We start from the raw sequence: 22,825 nt of genomic DNA on the forward strand, positions 1-22,825 counted from the left end.
GAACACGGTGTGGACGGGTGTGGGCACGGGGGGACAGGAGCGGCCGACGGGCCTCTCAGGCCCCCCGGCGCTCCTTGGCCGCCAGCACGCGCAGCACCGAGGCGTCGACCTTGGCGGCGAAGGCGGGGTCGGACTGCGCACGCTCGACGAGCGCGGTCGCCATCTCGGGGATCACGGTCGGGTCGGCCGACGCGAGCACCATGTCGCCCCCGGCGGCGATCGTCAGGACCGCCCGCTCGCCGGGCGACCACGCCTGCACCTGCTCGGCCTTCGACACGTCGTCGGTGATGACGACGCCACCGAAGCCGAGGTCGCCGCGCAGCAGCCCGTCCACGACCACGGGTGAGAACGCTGCGGGGAGACCGGCGTCGATCTGGTCGTAGATCGCCGTCGACGTCATGACGAACGCCGCGCCCGCCGCGATGCCGGACCGGAAGGCGTCGACCGACGGGTCGTCCCGCGTCGTCACGTCGTCCCGCACGTCCGCCGTCGTGTCGGTGTTGTCCCCGACGCGACCCAGCCCAGGGAAGTGCTTGATCGCGACGTCGACGTCGTTCGCCTCCATGCCCGCGCTGAACGCGTTCGCGTGCGACGTCACGGTCTCGACCCCGAACCCGTAGTTCCGCTCGAAGTACCCGATCGGTGCGTTGGTCGCCGCCGCCTCGGGGCTCGTCACGACGTCCATGACGGGTGCGAGGTTGAGGTCGATGCCCACGTCCGCGAGCTCCTTGCCCCACGTGGTGGCCTGGCTCCGGAGCTCCGCAGGGGCCAGCGTGGACTGCTCCATGGCGCTCGGCAGGTCGGAGAAGCCCGGCCCGCGGAGCACCTGGACCCTGCCGCCCTCCTGGTCGGTCGAGACGAACATCGGCGTCCCGTGGGTCGTCTCGTCGGACACGAGGGCAGTGAACGAGTCGACGAGGTTCTTGACGCGCACCGACCCGGCCTGGGTGCGCCCCGCGAGGAACACGTTGCCGACGTGGTGCTGGTGCACCGCGTCGTAGCTCGCCTGGTCGATCTTCCCCACGTTCACCCCGACCATGAGGAGCTGGCCCACCTTCTGCTCCAGGCTCCACCCGGCGAGGGGGTCCGGGGCGTCGGTGGTCGGGTCGGGTGCGGGGGTCGGCGTGGGCGTCCCGGTCGCGGTGGGGGTGGGCGTGCCCGACGGCGGAGCGCTCGTCGGGGAGGGCGTCCCGCCTCCCGGGGAGCACGCGGCGAGCAGCAGGACGGTGGTGAGCAGGGCGGCGCTCGTGGCGCCTCGACGGGACGACCTCATGCTTCGACCCTAGGACGGTTCCCGGGGGGGCCGGGCGTCAGCCGGCGAGGTGTCGGCCCACGGGGTCCGGGGTCGCGATCGGCCGGCCCACGGTCAGGGCGTCGCGCATCGCCGGGTCGAGGTCGGCGAACACCGCGTCGGCCTGCGTCCCGGTCGCGTCGAGGACCGAGCTGAAGAAGCAGCGCGCAGACGCAGCCAGGATCACGTCGAGGATCTCGCCGTCGTCGAGCCCGAGGTCGCGCAGCTCGGTGAGGTCGGGCTCGGACATGTCGGCGGCCCCGGCGGCGACCTTGTCCGCGAGGTCCATGACGGCGCGGTCGATCGGGGAGAGCTGGACGGTGTCGTGCCCCTCGGCGACGTCGCGCACGGCGTCGGCACCGACGTGGTGGTCGGCGAGGACCGCGCCGTGCGCGAGCGCGCAGTAAGTCGACCGGAGCCGCAGCGCCGCCGCGAGGGTCGCGAGCTCGTACCGGCGCGGCGACATGGACGCCTTGATCGCGCCGTTGAGCCCGATCCACGCGTCGAGCACCGCGGGCCGGTTCGCGAGGAGCCGCGTGAGGTTCGCGACGTACCCCAGCGACTCCTGGTCCTTCGCGAACGCTGCCGCGACGGCGCCGCTGGGCTCGCTCTCGTCGGCCTCGCGGATCCAGCTCATGGCAGGTCTCCTTCCCGGGCGGCTGTGCGCTCGCGGTAGGGAGCACCGCGCCCCGGGGCTGTCCCTCCAGGCTGGCACGGCGGCGGCGGGACCGGAAGGTCTTCCGCGCCGGCACCGTGAGAGGAGGCCGCTAGGCGTGGGGTGGCGTGCGGAGGCGGGCGAACTCCTGTGCGATCGCTGACCCGACGACCTGCCCCGGGGCGATGCCGGTCTCGTCGGCCGGTGCGATCGCGGTCAGCCCGGCCAGACCGATCCCGACCATGAGCAGGCACAGGGCGGCGTCCCGGTTGCCGTCGTCGGGACGGGCCCGGTCGAGGAGCCGTTCGAGGACGGTGCAGACCTGCTGGAGCGACGCCAGGTACGCGGGGGCGAACTCCTGGGCGAACCGCGCGTACGAGCCGGCCTCGGCCCAGAGAGCGAGGGCGCCGCTGTCCTGCCCGCCGCGCAGGCCCTCGAAGAAGTGGCCGACCGCCTCCTGCGGGTCGAGGCTCGCCGTCTCGACCTCGAACTGCTCGACCTCGGTCCGGGTGTACAGGAGCCAGGCCTCGGCGACGAGCTGGGTCGTCGACCCGAAGTGGTGGTGGATCTGCCCCTGGGAGCCGCCGAGCTCGGCCGCCACCGATCGGGCGGTCACGGCGGCGATGCCGTCGCGTCCCAGGACGACCACGGCCGAGTCCAGGATGGTCCGGCGGCGCGCGTCTCGTGCGAGATAGCTCCCCATGGTGGTCTCCTCGGTGTCGGCAGCGGCCTATTGCATCACGACGGAGCGCACGAACGCGCTGGTCCGGGCGCGCAGCCCGTCGCGACGGGACGCGACGATCTGCGCGGCCGGCGGGTCGAGGGGGCCCGGGAGCGGGGTGCTGTGCACGTTCGTGTGGCAGTCGAGGTCGACGCACACGTAGATGCCGAGGGTGTCGAGGCGTGCTCGCTTGTCCGCCCCTGCGCGGGCGGCCGAGAACAGGGCGACCTCGTTGAAACGACGCGTGAAGCGGCACAGCACGCACATCACGGCGCGGCTCGCGAGCTCGTTGCGGGTCGCCGACTGGCGGAGCATGACGCCGTGGGGCACCTCGTCGACGAGGGCGACGAGGTACGCGCGCAGGGGTGACCGGGGGTCGCGCCAGCCGAGGTAGTCGAGGCGGGACCAGTCGAGCGAGTCGAACGTGGCGGGGAGCCGCAGGACCTTCGTCTCCTGCGTGGTCGTGTTCCTGAAGGCGTGGCGGGTCTCCTGCCGGGTCAGTGGTCGCACGTGCGGCTCCTCCGGTGTCCGTCGGTCAATTTGTACGCGTGTTCAAGTTGGACACTAGTACAGATGGATGCGGCAGGGCCCACCCTTTTCCGTCCCGTTCTTCTGGGCGGCCAGGGAAATCACCCTCCCGCTCCGTCGCCGACCCGGCGCGGCGGGTCTAGCGTCGAGAACAGGTACGCCCGTCGCTCGACCGGGGGGATCTCATGTGGGCGATCCGTGGACGCGTCATGGCACTGTCGGACGACCGGTCGGTCGCGCCGTCCGAGTCCGCGGTCTTCACGGGCCGCGTGTGGATCGACGACGACGGCCGCGTCGCCGACGTCACCCGCAGCACCCGGCCCGGCCCCGCACGATTCGACGGCTGCCCGGTCGTCGACGTCGGCACCTCGCTCGTCCTGCCCGGCCTGATCGACCTCCACAACCACCTGGCCTACGACACGCTGCCCCTGTGGACCGAGCCGTCCCAGGCCGTCCCGTTCGCGCACCACGACTCGTGGCCCCGCGCCACGACCTACGCCGCGAGCACCACGTGGCCCGCGTACGCGTTCATCACCGCGAGCCCGCACGAGCTCCTCGCGTACGTCGAGACCAAGGCCCTCGTGGGCGGCACGACCTCGGTCCAGGGTTCCCCGCCCATGAACCGCCCCCGCGACGGGTGGCTCGTGCGCGAGATCGACGACGAGAGCTTCGGGACCGGGGACCGCAACAAGGTCCTCGCGTCGGTCCTCACGGCCAAGCCCGCCGACCTCGCCGACCGCGCCAACCGCATGCGCGCCGGCTCGCTGTTCGTCTACCACTGCGCCGAGGGTCAGCCCGGCAGCCTCGTCGCCCGCGAGTACACCGACGCGGAGTCGGCCGGCTGTCTCCAGCCCCGGTTCGTCGCGGTCCACGCGACCGCGGTCGACGCGGCCGGCTTCGCCCGGTGGACCGACCCGGGGGCCGTGGTCTGGTCCCCCTTCTCCAACCTGTGGCTCTACGGCGTCACGACCGACGTCCCTGCGGCGAGGGACGCCGGAATCGCGGTGTGCCTCGGGGCCGACTGGGCGCCGTCGGGCAGCAAGAACGTCCTGGGCGAGCTCAAGGCCGCGCGCCTCGCCGCCGACCACGCCGGGTGGAACCTCAGCGACGAGGACCTCGTGCGCATGGTGACCTGCGTGCCCGGCGACGTCCTCGCGCGCGGCTGGGGTCGGCAGACCGGGCGGCTGCAGCCCGGGGCGCTCGCGGACGTCCTCGTGCTGCGCGCCGAGCGTGGCGCCGACCCGTTCCGGGCCGTCGTCGCCGCGACCGAGGAGGACGTGGACCTCGTCGTGATCGACGGCGTCGCACGCTACGGGACGCCCGCGCTCACGGCCGCGGCGGGGGCGCCCGATCTCACGCCCCTCACGGTCGGCTCGCGCGACGTGCGCCTGAGCCTCACGCACCCCGACGACGGGACGACGCCCTGGGCGTGGTCCGACGTCGTCGACCGCCTCGAAGAGGTCCGCGCCGACCCGCAGGCCGAGATCACCGCGGCCCAGGCGCGGGCCGCGGCGTGGGCAGGGAGCCTCGGCGACGCGGGCGCGCCGCTGCGCCTCGCGCTCGACATGCCCACGGGCGTCGGCCCGGTCGGCGGGCTCCCGCGCGACCTCGGGTCGATCACCGTCCCGCCGCTCGAGTCCCTGACGCCCGACGACGCCTGGCTCGCGCAGGTCGTCGGGCGCGGCTTCCACGCGGGCGTGCTCGACGGCCTGCGCGCCTACTACTGAGGTCGCACCGCAGCGATCCTGCCGACCCGGGGGAGGGAGCACGATGACCGGGAGCACGAGCACCGACCCGCGCGACGCCCGCGTGCGGCGCCTGCTCGCCGAGGCCGCCACGGGCACCACCCTCGCCGACGTCCCCTCGGCCGCGCACCTCGACGGCGGCGAGCGGCTCCAGGTCGTCGACACGTTCGTCACGGTCCTGGGCGGCCTCTACGCCCACCTGCCGGCCAAGCGCGCGGCCTACGCGAGCGACCCCGTACAGGGGCTCGTGCTGCTGCGCCGTCGCGCCGTCGACCTGACCGACGCCGAGTTCCACCTCGCCCTCACGGGCGTCCTCACGGGGCTGCGCGACGCGCACACCCGCTATGTCGGGCCCGTCGCCGCGCGGGGGCAGGTCGCGACCCTGCCGTTCCTGGTCGAGGCCTACGGGCCAGAGCACGAGCCGCACTTCCTCGTGACCAAGGTGGGGCCCCGCGCCACCACGGACAGGTCCTTCGCCCCGGGCGTCGAGGTCCTCGCGTGGAACGGCGTGCCCATCGCCCGCGCGGTCGAGGTCCACGCCGACCGCGAGACCGGCGGACGGCCCGACGCGCGGCGCTCGCGGGCGCTCGAGTCGCTCACGTTCCGCGCGCTCGACTACGGCCCGCCGCCCGACGAGCACTGGGTGGTCGTCGAGTACCGGACGCGCCGCGGGGCGAGCCGGGAGACGCGCTTCGACTGGACGGTCGTCGCTCCCGGGCGGGCCGAGACGGCCGTGGGCCGGGCTACGCGGGCCGCGCTCAAGGTCGCGGTAGACCCGGCCGCGGACGCCGTGCGCCGGGCCAAGAAGCTCACGTTCGTCCCCGAGCTGTGGGCCACCGAGGACGAGGCCGAGCCTGCCGCGCCACCACCGCCGCCCCTCCCCCCGGCGAGCGCGACGCGAGCGAGCGTCGCCCGCGCAGGGAGAGCGGCGCCGTCGGGCGGTGACTGGATCCCCACCCCGCTCCAGGACGTCCTCGCCGCGCGGGCGCTCGACGCCGACCACGGCCTGCTGCGCCTGTGGTCCTTCGACGTGGGCGACGACACCGCCTATCTCGACGAGATGACCCGGCTCCTGGGGCTGCTGCCCACGGGCGGGGTCGTCGTGGACCTGCGCGGCAACCCCGGCGGGCTCGTCTGGGCCGCCGAGCGCGCGCTGCAGCTCTTCACGGACCACCCGGTCGTCCCCACGCGCTTCAGCCTCGTCGCCACACCCCTCACCCGGCTCATGGCCGCCAGCCCGTTCAACCGGCTCGAGCTCGAGGCGTGGAACGGCTCGCTCCAGGACGCCGTGTCGACAGGCGAGCAGTACGCGCAGCCCCTGCCGCTGACCGACCCCGCCTGGTGCAACGACCGCGGACGGGCCTACCCCGGACCCGCCGTCGCGGTCGTCGACCCGAACACGTACTCGTCGGGCGACCTGTTCGCGGCCGGGTGGGTCGACAACGACGTGGGGCCCCTCGTCGCCGTCGGGCAGGCCACCGGGGGCGGCGGGGCCAACGTGTGGACGCTGTCCCAGGTGCGCGACGCGCTCACGGGCACCGAGCGCGCGCTGCCGCCCATGCCCGCCGGGACGTCGCTGACCGTCGCGGTGCGGCGGACCATCCGCTCGGGCCGGGGCGACGGCATCCCGGTCGAGGACCTCGGCATCGCGGGCGTCCCGTACGACATGACCCGCGACGACCTGCTGCGGGGCAACGTCGACCTCCAGGCGTTCTGCCTGGGGCTGCTCCGCAGCGGTTGAGCGGGGACGACAGGAGGAGACATGAGCACCGACCACGACCCCGGACCACCGCCCCAGGTCGCCGAGATCTTCGAGCGGCTCCCGGGCTACGGCGAGCACGCCGCGCTGTTCTGGCACGACTGGGGGCCGGTGTTCTACCGGGGTCGCCTCGACGGGTCCGCGCGCCTGCTCGTCATCGCGTCCGACCCCGGGCCGACCGAGCGCATCGCGGGCCGCTCGCTGGTGGGCAACGCGGGCCAGCGCGTCCAGGGCTTCCTCACCAAGCTCGGGCTGACGCGCAGCTACGTGTGCCTCAACGCCTACGCGTACGCGACGCTGCCCTCACGCGCGGACGAGGCCGCGCGCGAGATCCTGCGCGCGCCCGAGCACACGCGCTGGCGCAACGAGCTGTTCGACGCCGTCACGGGGCCAGGGCTCCAGGCGGTCGTCGCGTTCGGGGCCCAGGCGCGCGACGCGCTGGCGCGCTGGGAGGGCGCCCCGGACGTCCCCGTGCGCAAGGTCCCGCACCCCTCGAGCCGCGACCCCGAGGCGCTGCTCGACGCGTGGCGCGACGCGGTCGCCGCCCTGCGGGGCGTCGTGACCCCGGACCCCGACGGCGACCCGACCGTCCCGACCTACGGCGCGACCTTCGCGGAGAGCGACTACGCACCGATCCCGCGCGGCGACCTGCCGTACGGGATGCCCGCGTTCTACGGGGACGACGCCTGGATCCGCGCGCTCGGCGAGAACGGCAGCGTCCGGCGACCACGCAGCGACGCCCTCCACACGATCGAGTGGAGGGCGCCGGGAGGAGCGGTCTGAGGTCCTGGTCGCCCTACGGCTCGCCGCCCGGGACCAGCACCCGCACGCCGCGCAGGTCCAGGACCGTCGTGGTCGTCTCGTCGAGGGTTCGCGTCGTCGCCTCGTCGAAGCCGTTCCCGACCGAACGCACCAGGAGCGTCGCCGACCCCGACGTCAGGTAGCGCAACGCCTCGCGCTGCCACGCGGCGTTCCGGGCGCGTGGTACGGGGTTCCCCGCGGAGTCCTTCGACCCGACGTCGTACGCGTACCCCGACAGGTCGACGGGCAGCTCGCAGCCGCGGGCCAGGTCACGGCTCAGGACGTCGGTCAGCGCGAGCAGCGCGGGGGAGTCGGCGCGGACGCACCCGTCGACCGGCAGGTGGGAACGCACCTCGGCGGCCGGGAACGGCACGACGCGCTGCGTCGCCGTCACCCCGGCCCCGAGGGTGAAGCCCAGGCACGCGAGCGCCGCGACCGGCTCCCGCCAGCGCACCGGCACGAGCGTGACCGCTGCGGCCACGACGAGGACCAGCGCCGGGACGACGAAGGCCGCGTACTGCTGGTACGCCGACGGCGACGCCACGAGCACCACGGCCTGCACGACGAGCAGCACGACCCACAGGCGACCGCGCCGCCCGACCCAGGCGGCGACCGCCGCGACGACCACGGCGCCCAGCACCGCCCAGACCAGGGCGAGCTGCGCCGTCGGGGTCTGTACCCACTGCGCGTCGCCCGTGCCCGCGATCCACGTGAGCCGCTGGAGGACGCCCGTGTCGTTCTCGCGCGGTCGCCCGAGCTGGTCGAGCACCACCATGTGGAACATGTCCCCGCCCGCGGCCAGCGCGAACGGCGCGACCACGACCGCGACCGCCGCGAGGGCCCCTGCGGCCGCCCGCGCCGCGACCTTCCACCCCGCGGTCACGAGCAACCAGCCGACCACGACCGCGAGCGGCACGACGCCCCAGATCTTGACCGTCACGCCGAGCCCCAGGACCGCGCCGCCCGCCCACAGCCAGCGCACCCCGGGGCCGGTCGCGGGGGGCCGGTCCGCATCGAGGCCGCGCAGCACCAGGACGACCCCGCCCAGCAGGCACAGCGACCCCAGCGGCTCGAGCAGCGTGATGCGCTCTGCCCACGCCGCGGCGTACGACACGGCGTACAGGACGCCGCCCACGACCATCGCGGTCGTGCCCCACCGCCGCGCGACCCGCGTCACGAGGACAGCGTTCGCGGCGCCGACCAGCAGGAAGCCCACGCGCGCGGCGACCAGGGCGTCGCTGTCGCTCGTCCACGCGGTGAGCGCCGCGAAGGGCGTCAGGGCGAGCATCGAGCCGGGCGGGTGCAGGAGCAGGAAGTCGCGATAGGGCAGGAGGCCGTGCACGAACGACACGGCCGACGAGAAGTACACGCCGTCGTCGTACCCGTGATATCCGCGGAGGCCGACCGTCCCGCCGACGAGGTGCCACCGCACGAGGAACGCGAGCGCCCCGACCCCGGCGGCGACCGCCCAGCCCAGCGCAGCGCCCGGCCGGCGGTCCGGGCGGGGGATGCGGGGTGCGGGGCTCACTTCTTCGAGTCTGCCCGGCGTGGCGCGGTGCCGCGCGCGGAGGCCTGACGCCGCACCTCGCCGCCGCGCCGTCGAGTGCGGAGAAGCTGTCGTCGCGGCGGCGGATCGACGACGACTGCTCCGCACTCAGCGGGAGGGCGACGTCGTCAGAGGTTGAGGAGCGCGCCCGCGCCGATGCCCGCGAGGACGCCGACCGCGACGGTCGAGACCGTGAGCGCGACCGGGTGGGTGGGGGAGGTGTGCAGGCGCTGCCAGAGGCTCGGGGCAGGGGAGGCGGTCTGGGCGTGGTGGATCTCGCGGCGCGAGAGCCCGGCCGTGACGGGGGCGGGCTCGGTGGCGTGCTGGGTGCTCATGGTTCGTACCTCCGGGGTTGTGCGTTCACCACGGTAGACACGGTTGCGGGTCCCGCGTGACGCGAGATGCGCGTGAAGAGAGTCACGTGGCCCCCGGTGGCGGGGCGTACCGGCCTGAGGTATCCCCGGTGCTAGCGAGCCGCCGTGCTCCCGCGCACCACGAGGCTCGTCGCGAGGTCCATGCGCGTGTTCGTCACGTCGCCGTCGCGGGCCTTGAGGACGAGTCGCGCGGCCTCCTGGCCCATCTCCTGGAGCGGCTGGTGGACCGTGGTGAGGGCGGGGCTGGACCAGCGGGCCACGGGGACGTCGTCGTACCCGACGATCGAGAGGTCCTCGGGGACGCGCAGCCCGTGGCGGCGTGCGGCCTCGAGGACGCCGAGGGCCTGGAGGTCCGAGCCCGCGAAGATCGCGGTGGGCGGCTCGGGCAGGCTCAGGAGCTCCTCGGCGCGGTCCGTTCCGCCCTGGGGGTGGAAGTCGCCGAACCGCACGAGGTCGGGGTCGGCCGCAATCCCGGCCGTGCCGAGCGCCGACCGGTAGCCGTCGAGGCGCGCGAGCGAGCACATCATGTCCTCGGGGCCCGTGATGACGCCGATGCGGCGGTGGCCGAGCTCGATGAGGTGCCGCGTGGCCATGAGCCCGCCCTGCCAGTTCGCGGAGCCGACCGACGGGACGTCGGGCTCGGGGTCCCCTGCGGGGTCGATGACCGCGAACGGGATGGCACGTGAGCGGAGCTGTTCCTTGACGGCCGCGGGCAACGTCGAGAAGACGAGCACGACGCCGAGCGGCCGGCGGGCGAGGACGCCCTCGATCCACTCGGGCCCGGGGGCGTGCCGGGTGCCCGACTCGGTCAGCACGACGCTCGCCCCGTGCTCGCGCGCGACGTCCTCGACGCCGCGGATGAGCTCCATGGCCCAGATGCTCTCGAGCTCGTGGAACACGATCTCGATGAGGGGGGCCGAGGCGGTGGGGCTCTTGCGGCGCCGGTAGCCGTGCTGGACGAGCAGCGCCTCGACCCGGTCGCGGGTCCCCGCGGACACGTCGGTGCGCCCGTTGAGCACCTTGGACACGGTCGAGAGGGACACCTGGGCCTCGGCCGCCACGGCGGCGAGGGTGACCCGGCCGGGAAGAACGTCGTCGGTCATGCCGGTCAGCGTAGCGCCTCGCACAGAAAGTTTCGACGGGTGAACTCCGAGGTCTCGGCGGGCAGTTCTCAGGCTTCTCGCAGCAGATAACGGTTCAGACTCGGTGTTGACCGCGAGCAGTTCGCGTCTTAGAGTCCAGGGCAACCGAGTACTTTCGGCGCAGACGCCGAAACTTTCGAAAGGGTTCGATGATGAACACAAGAACGCGGAAGTCGCTCACGGCCGCCGCCGTGGCGTCGGCGCTGGTCCTCCCGCTCGCAGCGTGCGCGAGCGGGGACTCCGGTGGGTCGAGCCGCCCCGAGAACGAGATCCACGTGATGGTCTACGGGGACGCGACCAACAAGGTCGAGCAGCAGATGGTCGACACCTTCAACAAGACCTCGGACGTCAAGGTCGTCCTCGACACCATCCCCGGCGCCGACTACCAGCAGAAGCTCCAGACGATCATCGACACCAACGCGGCGCCGGACGTCTTCTTCAACTGGGGCGGCGGCTCGATCGAGCCCTTCGTCGACGCCGACCTGCTGCTGCCCCTCGACGACTTCATCGCCGAGGACCCCCAGCTCAAGGACGCGTTCCTGCCCGCGGTGTTCAACTCGGCCGTGATCGACGGGAAGTCCTACGGCATCCCCATGCGCGGCACGCAGCCCGTCATGCTGTTCCACAACAAGCAGGTCCTCGCAGACGCGGGCATCGAGGCCCCCCAGACCTGGGACGAGCTCCTCGCCGCGGTCGAGACCCTCCAGGCCAAGGGCGTCACCCCGATCGCCCTCGGCGGCGCCGACCAGTGGCCGACCCTCATGTGGTACCAGTACGCGTTCGACCGCGTCGCGGGACCCGAGCTCTTCGAGAAGGCCCTCGCGGGCGAGACCGACGTGTGGGACTCGGCAGAGAGCCACGAGGCGCTCGACAAGCTGTCCGAGCTCATCGACGCGGGCGCGTTCGGCACCAACTTCGACTCCGTGAAGTTCACCGACGGCGGCTCGCCCGCGCTCCTGCGCACGGGCAAGGCCGCGTTCGAGCTCATGGGCTCGTGGAACTACTCGACGCACTACGACGTCGACCCCGAGTGGACCGACGCCAACCTCGGCTACACCGCCTTCCCCGCGATCGACGGCGGCAAGGGCGACGCGGCCAACATCACGGGCAACACCAACAACTTCTACTCGGTGCTCGCCACGACCCGCTACCCGGACGCCGTGCGTGACTTCCTGAAGCTCATGTACTCGGACGAGTTCGTCGAGGCGCAGCTCGCGATCGGCAACCTGCCGACCACGACCAACACCGAGCAGTTCCTGGACCAGGCCGCGAGCCCCGAGTACGCCGCCTTCCAGTTCGACCTCGTGAAGAACGCGCCGCACTTCCAGATGTCCTGGGACCAGGCGTTCCCCCCGGCTGCCGGCACCCCGCTCAAGATCGCGGTCCAGCAGTTCTTCAGCGGCCAGATCGACGCCGACGGCTTCATCGCTGCGATGAAGTCCCTGCCGGCCTCGCGCTGACCCGGTCCCCCGGACGGAGATCGTCATGACCACCCGCGCACCCCAGGGGCGCACGCGCCCGGGCGCCGCCGACCTCCAGGTCGGTCGCCCGGGCGTGGTCTGGGCACTGCCCGCCGCCCTGTTCTTCGGGCTCTTCGCCCTCCTGCCCATGGTCCTCGTGCTCGTGCTGTCGTTCACGCAGTGGAGCGGCCTGGGCAGCCCCGAGTTCGTCGGGACCGAGAACTGGTCCCGTCTCCTCGACGATCCCGTGATGCTCAAGAGCATCGGGCTCTCGCTCGTGCTGACGGCGCTCGGCGTCGCGACCCAGACCCCGGTCGCGATGCTGCTGGGCGTGTGGGCCGCGGGCCACCAGTGGAACCGTGCGGTGCTCTCGGCGATCTTCTTCGTGCCGCTCCTGCTGTCCGCGGCCGCGGTGTCGGTCCTGTGGCGCGCGGTGCTCGACCCGAACTTCGGCGTCCCGGCCCAGATGGAGTGGCTGTTCGGCGACGGCAACCTGTTCGGCAACCAGTCGACCGCGATCGCGGTCCTGGTGTTCGTGAGCCTGTGGCAGTTCACGCCGCTGCACGCCCTGATCTACCAGGGCGCCGCGAAGGCCGTGCCGCCCATGCTCTACGAGGCGGCCGAGATCGACGGCGCCGGGCGTGTGCGCTCGTTCTTCGCGATCACGCTCCCGCAGCTGCGCAACACCATGATCACGTCGGTCATCCTCATGGTCGTCGGTGGTCTGACGACGTTCGACACGGTCCTCATCCTGACCAACGGCGGGCCCGGCACGGACACGACCATCACGGCCTTCTACATGTACCAGAAGGCGTTCCGCGGCTTCGACTTCGGTCTCGCCTCGGCGATCGCCGTGGTCCTGGTCGTCGCGGCGACCGCGATCTCGCTGGTCATGGTCCGCCTGTCCGGGTACGACAAGATGCGCAGCGAGCTGGAGGGCGTGTGATGAGCAACGACCTGAGCGTCACCCCCGCGGAGCAGGTCTCCGGCCCGACGACGTCACCCGGCTCGGGTGGTGCGTCCCGCCCGGGCACGACGAGCGCGGGCGTCCCTCTGCGCCGTCGGGCAGGAAAGGGCAGCCGCAACCGGCCCAACTGGGGCGCGGGCGTCGCGGTCACGATCTGGCTGCTGATCGTCGCGATCCCCCTCTACGTGCTCGTCACCGCGTCGTTCCAGACCCAGGCCGGGTACGCCCAGGGTGGCCCCCTGTCCCTACCGACCACGTTCACGCTCGACAACTTCACCAACGCGTTCGACCAGGGCTTCGGCCGCTACTTCCTCAACACGCTCGTCGTGACGGTCGCCGTGGTCGGGATCGTGGTGCTGCTCGTGCCGCCGCTGTCGTACGCGATCGTGCGCAACCGCTCGCGCGCCACCACGGGCATCTTCCGGATGTTCCTCCTGGGCCTCGCGGTCCCCGCGAGCGCCGTGATCGTCCCGATCTTCTACGTCATCTCGGTCGTGGGCCTGTACGACAACCTCATCGGCGTGATCCTGCCGACCGCGGCGTTCTGCCTGCCGATCTGCACGATCATCCTCAGCGGCTCGATGCGCGACATCACCAACGAGCTCTACGAGGCCATGGCCCTCGACGGCGCATCGCCCAAGCGCGTGTTCATGCAGCTCGTGCTGCCGCTGTCCAAGGGCGGCGTCGCGACGATCATCGTCTACTCGGCCCTGCAGGCGTGGAACGGGTTCCTGTTCCCCCTGATCCTCACGCAGTCCGAGTCGACCAAGGTCATCACGCTCGGCCTCTTCAACTTCCAGACGCAGTACGGCGTCAACATCCCCGGCCTCCTCGCGGCGGTCGTCATGTCGATGATCCCGATCCTGCTCGTGTACCTGTTCGCCCGGCGAGCCCTGGTCCAGGGCCTCATGGGCGTCGGCGGAAAGTAGCTCCACCATGACTCTTCAGACGAACCAGACCGACCTGCCCGTGTGGTCCGACCCGTCGGTCGACACCGCGACCCGCGTCAAGGCGCTCATGGCCGAGATGACGCTGCGCGAGAAGGTCGCCCAGCTCTTCGGGGTGTGGGTCGGCGCGTCGGCCGAGGGCGGCGAGGTCGCCCCCCACCAGCACGACATGGAGGACGGCGTCGACCTCGACGCGATCCTGCCCGACGGGCTGGGGCAGCTCACCCGGCCCTTCGGGACCAACCCGGTCGACCCGGCCCTGGGCGCGCTGTCCCTGCTGCGGACGCAGGAGCGCGTGCGCTCGGCGAACCGCTTCGGTATCCCTGCCGTGGCGCACGAGGAGTGCCTCGCGGGCTTCGCCGCGTGGGGCGCGACGGCCTACCCCGTGCCGCTGTCGTGGGGCGCGTCGTTCGACCCCGCGCTCGTGCGCCGCATGGCGGAGCGGATCGGGCAGGACATGCGCTCGGTCGGCGTGCACCAGGGCCTGGCCCCCGTGCTCGACGTCGTGCGCGACGCCCGCTGGGGCCGCGTGGAGGAGACCATCGGCGAGGACCCGTACCTCGTCGGGACCGTTGCCACGGCCTACGTGCAAGGCCTGGAGTCCGCCGGGATCGTCGCGACGCTCAAGCACTTCGCGGGGTACTCGGCCTCGCGCGGCGGGCGCAACCACGCGCCCGTCTCGATGGGGGCGCGCGAGCGCGCCGACGTGATCCTGCCGCCGTTCGAGATGGCCGTCCGCGAGGGCGGCGTGCGCTCGGTCATGCACGCCTACACCGACACCGACGGCATCCCCTCGGCCGCCGACCGCGAGCTCCTCACGGGGCTGCTGCGCGAGGAGTGGGGCTTCGACGGGACCGTGGTCGCCGACTACTTCGGGATCGCGTTCCTCAAGATCATGCACGGCGTGGCCGGCGACTGGGCCGAGGCCGCCGCGGCGGCGCTCGCGGCCGGGGTCGACGTCGAGCTGCCGACCGTCAAGACGTTCGGCGAGCCGCTCGTCGCGGCCCTCGAGGCCGGCGAGGTCGACGTCGCGCTCGTGGACCGCGCCCTGGAGCGCGTGCTGCGCCAGAAGGTCGAGCTCGGCCTGCTCGATGCCGACTGGGACCCCGTCCCCGCGGTGCTGCGCGACGTGCCCGCGGACGTGCTCGCCGGGGTGGCGGCCGGCTCCGACGACCCGGCTGCCGCCCTGCGAGGGACCGTCGACCTGGACGGCCCTGCCAACCGCGTGCTGGCCCGCGAGGTCGCCGAGCAGGCCGTGGTCCTGCTCGCGAACGACGGCGTGCTGCCGCTCGGTGCGGACGTGCGCCGGATCGCGCTCGTGGGTCCCACGGCCGAGGACCCCATGGCCGTGCTCGGCTGCTACTCGTTCCCCGCCCACGTGGGCCTGGCCCACCCCGAGATCCCGCTCGGGCTCGCGCTGCCCACGCTCGCCGAGTCCCTGCGCGCCGAGCTGCCGGGCGTCACGGTCGACGTGCTGCCCGCGATCACGCTCGACGGCACGAGCGACCCGTCCTCGACCGGGGCCGTGAGCACGGCCGAGGTCGCGGCGGCCGACGCCGCGGGCATCGCCGCGGCGGTCGAGCTAGCCCGCCAGGCCGACGTCGTCGTGGTCGCCCTGGGCGACCGGGCCGGGCTGTTCGGCCGCGGCACGAGCGGCGAGGGTTGCGACGCCGAGTCGCTGCGCCTGCCCGGCGCCCAGCAGGACCTGCTCGACGCGCTCCTCGCGACGGGCCGTCCGGTGATCGCGACGATCCTCTCGGGTCGGCCCTACGCGCTCGGCGCGGCCGCGACCCCCGCGCCCGGTGAGCCCGGTGCCGCGGCGATCGTCCAGGCGTTCTTCGCGGGCGAGGAGGGGACCCCCGCGGTCGCGGGCGTCCTGTCGGGGCGCGTGGCGCCGTCGGGCCGGCTGCCCGTGAGCGTGCCCGGGACCGAGGGCGCCCAGCCCACGTCCTACCTGGCCGCGACGCTCGCGCAGGCGACCGACGTGTCGAACATCGACCCGACCGCGGCCTTCGCGTTCGGCCACGGGCTCACGTACACGAGCTTCGACTGGTCGGACCTCGTGGTGAGCGCGGCCGAGGCCGCGACCGACGGGGCCTTCGAGGCGTCGTTCGTCGTGCGGAACACGGGCGGGCGCGACGGCGTCGAGGTCGTGCAGCTCTATGCGCACGACCCCGTGGCGTCGGTCGTGCGGCCCGTGCAGCGGCTCGTCGGGTACGTGCGCGTGCCGCTCGCCGCGGGCGCCTCGGCGCGCGTGAGCGCGACCGTGCCCGCCGACGTCCTGTCCTTCACGGGCCGTGACGGGCGCCGGATCGTCGAGCCCGGCGCGATCGAGCTGCGGTTCGGGGCGTCGAGCGCCGACGTGCGGCTCGTGGCCCCCGTGTCGCTCGTGGGCGACGTGCGCGTGGTCGACCACACGCGCGAGCTGCACGCGCCGCTCGTGGTGGACGAGGCCTGAGATGACGGACCCGAGGCCGGTCAGGCGGCTGACCCCCGTGCCGGCCTCGGGTCCGGCGGCCGGGGCCATGCCCGCCGGGTCCACGTTCACGAACCCCGTCCTGCCCGGGACGCACCCCGACCCGAGCGTCTGCCGGGTCCCCGGCTCGGGCGGTGCGCCCGACGACTACTACCTCGTCACCTCGACGTTCGAGTACTTCCCGGGCCTGCCGGTCTTCCACAGCCACGACCTCGTGACGTGGACGCATGTGGGCCACGCGATCCACCGCACCGACCAGGTGGACCTGTCGACCGTGCCGTCCTCGGGCGGGCTGTACGCCGCGACGATCCGGCACCACGACGGGACCTTCTACGTCGTCACGACGCTCGTCCACACCCAGGGGCAGGGTGGGCACCTCCTCGTGACCGCGACCGACCCCGCCGGGCCGTGGTCCGACCCCGTGTGGCTCGAGGGCGAGGGGATCGACCCGTCGCTCTTCGTCGACGACTCGACCGGGCGCGTGTGGCTCACCGCGACGCGCCTCGCCGACCCGGGGGAGTGGGAGGGCCAGACCGAGGTGTGGCTGCGCGAGCTCGACCTCGCCGCGGGCGCGCTCGTCGGCCCCGAGCACGTCCTGTGGCGCGGCGCGCTGCACGGCGCGGTCTGGGCCGAGGGTCCGCACCTGTACCGGGTCGGCGACCACTACTACCTGCTGGCCTCCGAGGGCGGGACCGAGCACCGCCACGCGGTGTCGGTCGCGCGCGCCGACACCGTCACCGGTCCGTACACGGGCAACCCCGCGAACCCGATCCTCACGCACCGCCACCTGGGCCGGGACTTCCCCGTGGTCGGCGTCGGGCACGCGGACCTCGTGGAGACCGCCGCCGGCGAGTGGTGGATGGTCCTGCTCGGCAGCCGCCCCTACGGCGGCTACTTCCCCAACCTGGGGCGCGAGACGTTCCTCGCCCCCGTCGTCTGGGAGGACGGGTGGCCAGTGGTCGCCCCGGGCGTGGGCCACGTCGCGGGGAGCTTCCCCCTGCCCGACGTCGGAGCGCGGCTTCCGGGGAGCGGCTCACCGGCTGAGGTGGTGGGCCAGCCTTCAGGGGTGGGTGCCGTCGTCGTGCACGAGACGTTCGACGAGGCGGACGAGGTCGACCTCGCGTGGAACCAGGTACGGACCGGGGAGCGCTTCTGGTCCCTGACCGAGCGGCCCTGGCACCTGCGGCTCCCGCTGCTGCCAGCGACGCTGTCCGACGTCGCGACCCCCGCTTTCCTGGGCCGCCGCCAGCAGCACGCGGACATGGATCTCACGGTGCGCGTCGACGTCGACCCCGCCGGGCCCGACGAGTGGGCCGGGCTCGCGGTGCGTCAGTCCGAGGAGGCGTGGATCGCGGCGGTCGTGACGCGGGCGGCCCCCGCTGACGACTCCGCAGAGGCGACCGGCGGGCGCGAGGTGCTCGTGGTCGAGCGCTTCGGCGGCGAGGAGGTCGTCGTGGGGCGGGTTGCGCTCGGGCCGCTGGGGCTGGCCGAGGGGCCCGTGGACGTGGTGCTGCACGCCACCGGTCAGGAGTACGCGCTCGGGGTCCGGACGCTGCGTGGCTTCCACGCCGTCGCGACCGTGCGCGGCGGGCGGCTCAGCTCGCCCGAGGCGGGCGGGTTCCTGGGCGTGTGGGTCGGTCCGTACGCGACGGGCCGCGGGACGACGACCGCGACGGTCGCGGACGTCGAGTGCGTGGAGTACCGGGGCCGCTAGAGCGCGTCGCTCCGCCCGGTGACGATGGTCGCTCCCGCGCGCCTCCGACCAGGCGAGGCCTGGCCTCCGCCGGCATGCGTGCAGGGCGTCTCCGTCGAGCGGCGGCCGCACCCCCGTGCAGGGTGTGGTTTGACACCCGACAGACATCGCCTCATTCTTGCTAAGAATATTGGTAATCAAGAATGCGAGGCAAGATGAGCACCGACCCGACCAGCGGCCCGTACCGATGGCGATGGCTGATCCTGGTGGTGATGATCGTCGCGGAGGTCATGGACCTCCTGGACGCCTCGATCGTGAACGTCGCAGGCCCCGCGCTGGAGGAGTCGCTCGGCGCGAGCTCCGTCGGCCTGCAATGGGTGATCGGTGGCTACGCCCTCACGCTGGGGGCCGGTCTGGTCCTGGGCGGCAGGCTCGGTGACCGGTACGGTCGCCGCCGGATGTTCCTGACCGGCCTCGCGGCCTTCACGCTGAGCTCGCTGCTGTGCGCGCTGGCGCCGAACATCGAGGCGCTGATCGTCTTCCGGCTGCTTCAGGGGGCTGCGGGGGCGATCCTGCTCCCGCAGGGACTGGGGCTGCTGCGCGAGAACTTCTCCGGACCTGAGCTCACCAAGGTCTTCGCGATCTTCGGTCCCGTGCTCGGGCTGGGCGGCATCATCGGCCCGGTCCTCGGCGGCTTCCTCATCGAGGGGGACATCCTCGGCCTCGGGTGGCGCGCGGTGTTCCTGATCAACCTGCCCATCGGGCTCGCGGCCCTGGCCGTCGCGGCCAGGTTCGTCCCGAAGAAGCAGGGGGACCGCACGGTGCGGGTCGACGTGGTCGGCGCGGGCCTGGTCATGGCGTCCTGCGCCCTCCTCGTGCTGCCGCTCAACCAGGGGCAGGAGGACGGCTGGCCGCTGTGGACCTGGATGAGCATGGCCGCGTCCGTCGTCGGGTTCGGCCTGTTCGCGCTGCAGCAGCGCCGCACCGCCGCTGCGGGCCGCGAGCCCCTGGTCACCCCGGCACTGCTGCGAAAGCCCGCCTTCACCGTCGGTCTCGGCGGTATCGCCCTGTTCTTCGCCGGGCTGGTCGGCACGCAGCTCGTGCTCACGCTGTTCCTGCAGATCGGACAGCAGTTCAGCGCTGGGGACGCCGGCCTGGGCAACCTGCCGCTCGCGGTGGGGACGGCGATCGGTGGCGCGATCAGCGGCGCGTTCCTCGCCGACAAGATCGGCCGCAAGGTCCTTCAGGTCGGGCCGGTGATCCAGCTCGCCGGCGCGGTGCTGCTCTGGTTCGAGCTCGACGGCGTGAGCACCGGCTCGTTCTCGATCTGGGACATCGCCCCGGGCATCGCCGTGTCCGGTGTCGGGGCAGGGATGGTGATCGCCGCTCTGTTCAGCTTCATCCTCGCGGCCGTCGACGACGACGAGATCGGCTCGGCCTCCGGCGTGCTGTCCGCGGTGCAGGCCATCGGCGGTTCCATCGGCGTCGCGGTCTTCGGCTCGGTGTTCTTCGCGCAGGCGAAGACCGGCGACTTCACCGCCGGCTTCCACCACGCGCTCGTCGGCCAGGCGTGCCTGCTGGTGGCGTTCCTGGCCATCACCTTCCTGCTGCCGACGAAGGGTCGACCCGAGGAGGAGCAGCACGGCACCGTCGTCCCCGCCGCGGGCGGTGTCCATGCCGCCGCAGGTGCCGAGCAGGGCGTCACGGTGTGACTCCACGTCCGGGGCCGTCCTGGCGGCGGCCCTAGGCCCGGTGCGTGGGGATCGCCGGAAGGTCGGTCGCCGTGCCCCCCGCCCGTGGAACTCACGCATCATTGATTGCCACGTCCTCAGCGATCCAGGAGCAGGGTCCCCGCCATGACTTCCAGCCAGCCCATCGATCCTCAGCCTGCGGCACCAGCGCAGGGGCCGATCCGTGACCAGCTGAGGAACCTCACCCGTCGTCAGCAGCGGTTCGAGCGGTACCTGGGCAGGCAGATGCACGTCGACCCTGCCGGGCTCGCGGTGATGGACCACCTCGTCAGCGCAGGTCCGGCGACCCCGACCGAGCTGGCTCGCGAGCTCAGCACGTCGACGGCGGCGATGACGCTGGTCATCGACCGCCTGGCGGACGGCGGGCACGTGAGTCGCCAACCGCATCCCAGCGACCGACGCAAGGTGCTCGTGACACCGGCAGAGCACTGGGAAGAGGATGCGTTCGAGCACGTCGGGCCCCTCGTCGTGGAGCTCGGCAGGATCGCCGAGTCCCTCACCGCCGAGGAGCAGGTCACGGTGGTGACGTTCCTCGAGCGGGCGGTCGCGGCCTACGACCACGCGACCAAGGCCTAGGCGGCTCAGGTCACGGTGTCGTGCCGCTCCTGGACCGCGGTGAGCTCGTGCCAGCGGAACCGGTCGACGACGGCGCTGACGGACGGGATCTTCACGAGCGCCGAGAACAGGGCGAAGCCGACCGCCCCGCCGGTGATGTTGAAGATCAGGTCGTTCACGTCCGCGATGTGCCCCCCACCCACCAGGTGCGCCGTCACGAGCTGGGTGACCTCGATCGTCAGGCTGAGGGCCGCTGCCGCCGCCACGGCCCGTCTCCACGAGGCCCGGGGCGCGAGCAGCGGCACGAGGACGCCGACGGGGACGAAGACCAGGACGTTCATGACCGCATCGGCGACCTCGTAGTCCACGAACGGCACGACGGCGAGATGGCTGCCCCAGGGGGCGCTGCTGACGGGCTTGTCCAGGAAGACCGGGAAGACCGTGTTCGCGACGATCCCGGCGACGTAGACGCAGAGCGCGAGGGCGACCGCGGCTCGCGGTACGGAGAAGCGCCCGCTGCGGATCAGTGACCACATCAACCCCGCGAGCACCGCCGCTGCGAGAGGGATGACGACCGGGAGGACCGGGACCTGGTGGAACACGGACGACCTGCACTTTCTCCGAGACCTGCGCGGCGGCTGGTGCCGCGGCTCCACGCAAGAGTGCCCGTCGCGCGACGAGCTCGGCATCCGTCCGTGGTCGGACCCGACATGACGGCGAGTACGACCGTCGTCGTCGCCCGGGCGCGCTCGTGCGGCGCCCGGATCACGCGGACGGGACGTCGGGCGGGTCGAGCAGGCGGCGAAGGCGGGTCTTCTTCTCGTTCTCGCGCACGACCCAGGCCACGTCCGGGTCGTCCGAGCCGCGCAGCGCGGCGAAGCGCGGCAGACCTGAGGCCGGGTCACCCGCGACGGCGACGCTCCAGCAGTACCCGAGGGCCTGGCGCAGCGTCCGGACGCCGGTGTCGCGGCGGGCGTCGGACGGGAGCGCGTGGATCGAGGCGGTCGCGGCCGCGCAGGCGTCCAGGGCGGTGGCCGCGGTGTCGGGGCTTCGGAGGAGGCGCGGCTCGCAGATCCCGGCGACCGCGGCTCGGCGAACCAGCGGGTCCTGGTCGTCGACCCAGGACGCCACGAGCGCGACGAGGGTGGCGGGCTCGGCGTCGCCGATGCGCTGCAGCGCCATCGCGACGGCCTCGCGGACGCGCCACGACCCCTCGGCCGCGCGGACGCGCAGCAGGTCGGTCAGGTCGGTGCGTGCACGGGCGGGGACGTCGACGACGAGCCGGCCGAGGCCGACCGTCCCGCAGCAGCGCAGGTACTCGTCGGGGGAGTCGGCCAGGGAGAGCACGAGGCCTGCCGGCGCGACGTCGGCGAACGCACCGATCAGCTCGAGGTTCGCCCGAGGCCCGGGGAGCCCTGAGCGGGCCGTGAGGTAGGCGCGCACGGCGGCCGGATCATCGTCGAGCGCGCGCAAGGCCGCCCGGTGCTCTTCACGCACGCTCATGACCAGCACGCTAGGGCTCCCGCCCCTGCCCGGGTAGGGCCGTTCGGCCGATGTGCGGCCGTCGAAAGACCCGTCTCGGCGGGCGTCGCGCGCTCTCGGCACCCGCCCCGGAGCCTCACGGCGACGCGGGCGGGGCCTCACGCAGCAGAGCGAGATCCCGGCGGACGTAGCGCAGGTGCGCCCACTCCTCCTCCAGGATCACGCGCACGCAGTCCCCGACGCTGGGGTGCCAGTCTTCGCCGCCCCACGGGTCGTCGCGTTCCTCCGCGAGCAGCTCCGTGGTGGCCGTCGCCAGGAACTCGGTCACCTGCCCTTGGCGCTCGGACCGCACCGCGAGGATCTCCTCGTACGTCGGTGTGTCCGTGCGGAAGATCGACAGGTCGAAGCCCATCTCGCCGGCGCCGGTGAAGATCTGCCCGATCTCGTGGAACGGTTGCTCGATCCGCAGGATCCCGCCGCGGAGCCAGGCGTCGGTCGCCAGGACGAGGTGCCGCAGGGTCTGGGCCAGGGACCACTCGTCCTCGACGTGGGCGTCCACCAGGTCGGGTGGCGTGCCTTCCACGGTCTCCTGCCACGCGGACTGCACGGCGACCCACCCCTCGCGCAGCCCGTCGACCGTCTGCGCCTTCTGCAGCTCGCGGCCGGGGAACTGCCGGTTGAGCTCGGCGTCCACGTACGGCACGACGTCGACCCCGTTGACGATCAGGCTGCCGAAGAACAGGTCGTGGCTGTCGATGTCGAGACCGCCCACGTCGACGCCGCGCATGGTCACGCCGCTGACGTCGGAGAACCGCACGGTGGCGCCCTTGAAGCTGGCCCTGACGAAGGTCGCGCCCTCGAACTCCTTTGTCCTGGAATAGGTCGTCATCGCTCCACGATGACGGACCCCGGGCAGTCCTGCCCGCTGACGA

The 22,825-nt window shown here is 73.1% G+C and carries 20 protein-coding genes; 10 read left to right on the plus strand and 10 right to left on the minus strand.

The features are described 5' to 3' along the window. Window positions 1-55: 55 nt before the first annotated feature. The 4 genes from ACZDYF_RS09095 to ACZDYF_RS09110 form a co-directional block, all read right to left on the minus strand. The gene (locus ACZDYF_RS09095) at window positions 56-1,273 is read right to left on the minus strand and encodes a glycoside hydrolase family 3 N-terminal domain-containing protein (protein ID WP_475055698.1); all 1,218 of its coding nucleotides are present in this window, start codon (window positions 1,271-1,273) and stop codon (window positions 56-58) included. 37 nt (window positions 1,274-1,310) lie between these two features. After that, window positions 1,311-1,928, minus strand: coding sequence for a carboxymuconolactone decarboxylase family protein (locus ACZDYF_RS09100; protein WP_191789969.1), 618 nt, complete (start codon window positions 1,926-1,928; stop codon window positions 1,311-1,313). A 130-nt stretch (window positions 1,929-2,058) separates the two neighbouring features. Beyond that, the gene (locus ACZDYF_RS09105) at window positions 2,059-2,649 is read right to left on the minus strand and encodes a TetR family transcriptional regulator (protein WP_475055703.1); all 591 of its coding nucleotides are present in this window, start codon (window positions 2,647-2,649) and stop codon (window positions 2,059-2,061) included. A 27-nt stretch (window positions 2,650-2,676) separates the two neighbouring features. Then, the gene (locus tag ACZDYF_RS09110; protein WP_475055707.1) at window positions 2,677-3,177 is read right to left on the minus strand and encodes an FBP domain-containing protein; all 501 of its coding nucleotides are present in this window, start codon (window positions 3,175-3,177) and stop codon (window positions 2,677-2,679) included. Between the two features lie 227 nt (window positions 3,178-3,404). Here ACZDYF_RS09110 and ACZDYF_RS09115 point away from each other — a divergent pair, with 227 nt between their 5' ends. From ACZDYF_RS09115 to ACZDYF_RS09125, 3 genes are read left to right on the plus strand one after another with little or no spacing between them, the layout of a single operon-like run. Continuing rightward, a complete protein-coding gene (locus ACZDYF_RS09115) occupies window positions 3,405-4,922 on the plus strand; it encodes an amidohydrolase family protein (protein WP_475055709.1) in 1,518 nt (505 codons plus the stop codon). Between the two features lie 43 nt (window positions 4,923-4,965). Then, window positions 4,966-6,681 carry a S41 family peptidase gene (locus ACZDYF_RS09120; protein ID WP_475055711.1) on the plus strand — a complete coding sequence of 572 codons (1,716 nt, stop codon included), beginning with the start codon at window positions 4,966-4,968 and terminating at the stop codon, window positions 6,679-6,681. Between the two features lie 21 nt (window positions 6,682-6,702). Next, window positions 6,703-7,482, plus strand: coding sequence for a uracil-DNA glycosylase family protein (locus ACZDYF_RS09125; RefSeq protein ID WP_475055713.1), 780 nt, complete (start codon window positions 6,703-6,705; stop codon window positions 7,480-7,482). Window positions 7,483-7,495: 13 nt separating this feature from the next. On the opposite strand, the gene ACZDYF_RS09130 is transcribed toward ACZDYF_RS09125, so the two are convergent. The 3 genes from ACZDYF_RS09130 to ACZDYF_RS09140 all read right to left on the minus strand — a co-directional run bounded on the left by ACZDYF_RS09130 (window position 7,496) and on the right by ACZDYF_RS09140 (window position 10,523). After that, window positions 7,496-9,028 carry an ArnT family glycosyltransferase gene (locus tag ACZDYF_RS09130; protein ID WP_475055716.1) on the minus strand — a complete coding sequence of 511 codons (1,533 nt, stop codon included), beginning with the start codon at window positions 9,026-9,028 and terminating at the stop codon, window positions 7,496-7,498. A gap of 146 nt (window positions 9,029-9,174) precedes the next feature. Next, complete coding sequence (locus ACZDYF_RS09135; protein WP_191789964.1) at window positions 9,175-9,381, minus strand: hypothetical protein; 207 nt, start codon at window positions 9,379-9,381, stop codon at window positions 9,175-9,177. Between the two features lie 131 nt (window positions 9,382-9,512). Continuing rightward, window positions 9,513-10,523: a LacI family DNA-binding transcriptional regulator gene (locus tag ACZDYF_RS09140; protein ID WP_475055718.1), complete on the minus strand. Its 1,011-nt coding sequence runs from the start codon at window positions 10,521-10,523 to the stop codon at window positions 9,513-9,515. A 191-nt stretch (window positions 10,524-10,714) separates the two neighbouring features. Here ACZDYF_RS09140 and ACZDYF_RS09145 point away from each other — a divergent pair, with 191 nt between their 5' ends. The 7 genes from ACZDYF_RS09145 (at window position 10,715) to ACZDYF_RS09175 (ending at window position 20,432) form a co-directional block, all read left to right on the plus strand. Next, window positions 10,715-12,022, plus strand: a complete 1,308-nt coding sequence (locus ACZDYF_RS09145; protein WP_475055721.1) for an ABC transporter substrate-binding protein — start codon at window positions 10,715-10,717, stop codon at window positions 12,020-12,022. Between the two features lie 25 nt (window positions 12,023-12,047). Continuing rightward, complete coding sequence (locus tag ACZDYF_RS09150; RefSeq protein WP_191789961.1) at window positions 12,048-12,968, plus strand: carbohydrate ABC transporter permease; 921 nt, start codon at window positions 12,048-12,050, stop codon at window positions 12,966-12,968. Continuing rightward, window positions 12,968-13,918 carry a carbohydrate ABC transporter permease gene (locus ACZDYF_RS09155; RefSeq protein ID WP_475055723.1) on the plus strand — a complete coding sequence of 317 codons (951 nt, stop codon included), beginning with the start codon at window positions 12,968-12,970 and terminating at the stop codon, window positions 13,916-13,918. The genes ACZDYF_RS09150 and ACZDYF_RS09155 overlap by 1 nt, the downstream gene beginning before the upstream one ends. A 7-nt stretch (window positions 13,919-13,925) precedes the next feature. Then, window positions 13,926-16,394 (plus strand): beta-xylosidase/alpha-l-arabinosidase, encoded by a 2,469-nt coding sequence (locus ACZDYF_RS09160; protein ID WP_475055725.1) that lies wholly within the window; start codon window positions 13,926-13,928, stop codon window positions 16,392-16,394. 1 nt (window position 16,395) lies between these two features. Further along, a complete protein-coding gene (locus ACZDYF_RS09165) occupies window positions 16,396-18,126 on the plus strand; it encodes a glycoside hydrolase family 43 protein (protein ID WP_475055727.1) in 1,731 nt (576 codons plus the stop codon). A gap of 194 nt (window positions 18,127-18,320) precedes the next feature. Then, window positions 18,321-19,817, plus strand: coding sequence for an MFS transporter (locus tag ACZDYF_RS09170; protein WP_475055729.1), 1,497 nt, complete (start codon window positions 18,321-18,323; stop codon window positions 19,815-19,817). Between the two features lie 144 nt (window positions 19,818-19,961). Beyond that, window positions 19,962-20,432: a MarR family winged helix-turn-helix transcriptional regulator gene (locus ACZDYF_RS09175; RefSeq protein ID WP_475055731.1), complete on the plus strand. Its 471-nt coding sequence runs from the start codon at window positions 19,962-19,964 to the stop codon at window positions 20,430-20,432. 5 nt (window positions 20,433-20,437) lie between these two features. On the opposite strand, the gene ACZDYF_RS09180 is transcribed toward ACZDYF_RS09175, so the two are convergent. The 3 genes from ACZDYF_RS09180 to ACZDYF_RS09190 all read right to left on the minus strand — a co-directional run bounded on the left by ACZDYF_RS09180 (window position 20,438) and on the right by ACZDYF_RS09190 (window position 22,782). Beyond that, window positions 20,438-21,013 (minus strand): VanZ family protein, encoded by a 576-nt coding sequence (locus ACZDYF_RS09180; RefSeq protein WP_475055734.1) that lies wholly within the window; start codon window positions 21,011-21,013, stop codon window positions 20,438-20,440. Between the two features lie 163 nt (window positions 21,014-21,176). Continuing rightward, a complete protein-coding gene (locus ACZDYF_RS09185) occupies window positions 21,177-21,914 on the minus strand; it encodes a HEAT repeat domain-containing protein (RefSeq protein WP_475055736.1) in 738 nt (245 codons plus the stop codon). 115 nt (window positions 21,915-22,029) lie between these two features. Further along, window positions 22,030-22,782 carry a DinB family protein gene (locus tag ACZDYF_RS09190; protein WP_475055738.1) on the minus strand — a complete coding sequence of 251 codons (753 nt, stop codon included), beginning with the start codon at window positions 22,780-22,782 and terminating at the stop codon, window positions 22,030-22,032. Window positions 22,783-22,825 lie beyond the last annotated feature (43 nt).

Source organism: Oerskovia sp. PE-21s (assembly GCF_056158145.1).

Excerpts from the sequence above, each read along its gene's own strand:
- ACZDYF_RS09095 (WP_475055698.1), bottom strand. The coding sequence starts at position 1,273 with ATGAGGTCGTCCCGTCGAGGCGCCACGAGCGCCGCCCTGCTCACCACC.
- ACZDYF_RS09100 (WP_191789969.1), bottom strand. The coding sequence starts at position 1,928 with ATGAGCTGGATCCGCGAGGCCGACGAGAGCGAGCCCAGCGGCGCCGTC.
- ACZDYF_RS09105 (WP_475055703.1), bottom strand. The coding sequence starts at position 2,649 with ATGGGGAGCTATCTCGCACGAGACGCGCGCCGCCGGACCATCCTGGAC.
- ACZDYF_RS09115 (WP_475055709.1), top strand. The coding sequence starts at position 3,405 with ATGGCACTGTCGGACGACCGGTCGGTCGCGCCGTCCGAGTCCGCGGTC.
- ACZDYF_RS09120 (WP_475055711.1), top strand. The coding sequence starts at position 4,966 with ATGACCGGGAGCACGAGCACCGACCCGCGCGACGCCCGCGTGCGGCGC.
- ACZDYF_RS09125 (WP_475055713.1), top strand. The coding sequence starts at position 6,703 with ATGAGCACCGACCACGACCCCGGACCACCGCCCCAGGTCGCCGAGATC.
- ACZDYF_RS09135 (WP_191789964.1), bottom strand. The coding sequence starts at position 9,381 with ATGAGCACCCAGCACGCCACCGAGCCCGCCCCCGTCACGGCCGGGCTC.
- ACZDYF_RS09140 (WP_475055718.1), bottom strand. The coding sequence starts at position 10,523 with ATGACCGACGACGTTCTTCCCGGCCGGGTCACCCTCGCCGCCGTGGCG.
- ACZDYF_RS09145 (WP_475055721.1), top strand. The coding sequence starts at position 10,715 with ATGAACACAAGAACGCGGAAGTCGCTCACGGCCGCCGCCGTGGCGTCG.
- ACZDYF_RS09150 (WP_191789961.1), top strand. The coding sequence starts at position 12,048 with ATGACCACCCGCGCACCCCAGGGGCGCACGCGCCCGGGCGCCGCCGAC.
- ACZDYF_RS09155 (WP_475055723.1), top strand. The coding sequence starts at position 12,968 with ATGAGCAACGACCTGAGCGTCACCCCCGCGGAGCAGGTCTCCGGCCCG.
- ACZDYF_RS09160 (WP_475055725.1), top strand. The coding sequence starts at position 13,926 with ATGACTCTTCAGACGAACCAGACCGACCTGCCCGTGTGGTCCGACCCG.
- ACZDYF_RS09165 (WP_475055727.1), top strand. The coding sequence starts at position 16,396 with ATGACGGACCCGAGGCCGGTCAGGCGGCTGACCCCCGTGCCGGCCTCG.
- ACZDYF_RS09170 (WP_475055729.1), top strand. The coding sequence starts at position 18,321 with ATGAGCACCGACCCGACCAGCGGCCCGTACCGATGGCGATGGCTGATC.
- ACZDYF_RS09175 (WP_475055731.1), top strand. The coding sequence starts at position 19,962 with ATGACTTCCAGCCAGCCCATCGATCCTCAGCCTGCGGCACCAGCGCAG.
- ACZDYF_RS09185 (WP_475055736.1), bottom strand. The coding sequence starts at position 21,914 with ATGAGCGTGCGTGAAGAGCACCGGGCGGCCTTGCGCGCGCTCGACGAT.
- ACZDYF_RS09190 (WP_475055738.1), bottom strand. The coding sequence starts at position 22,782 with ATGACGACCTATTCCAGGACAAAGGAGTTCGAGGGCGCGACCTTCGTC.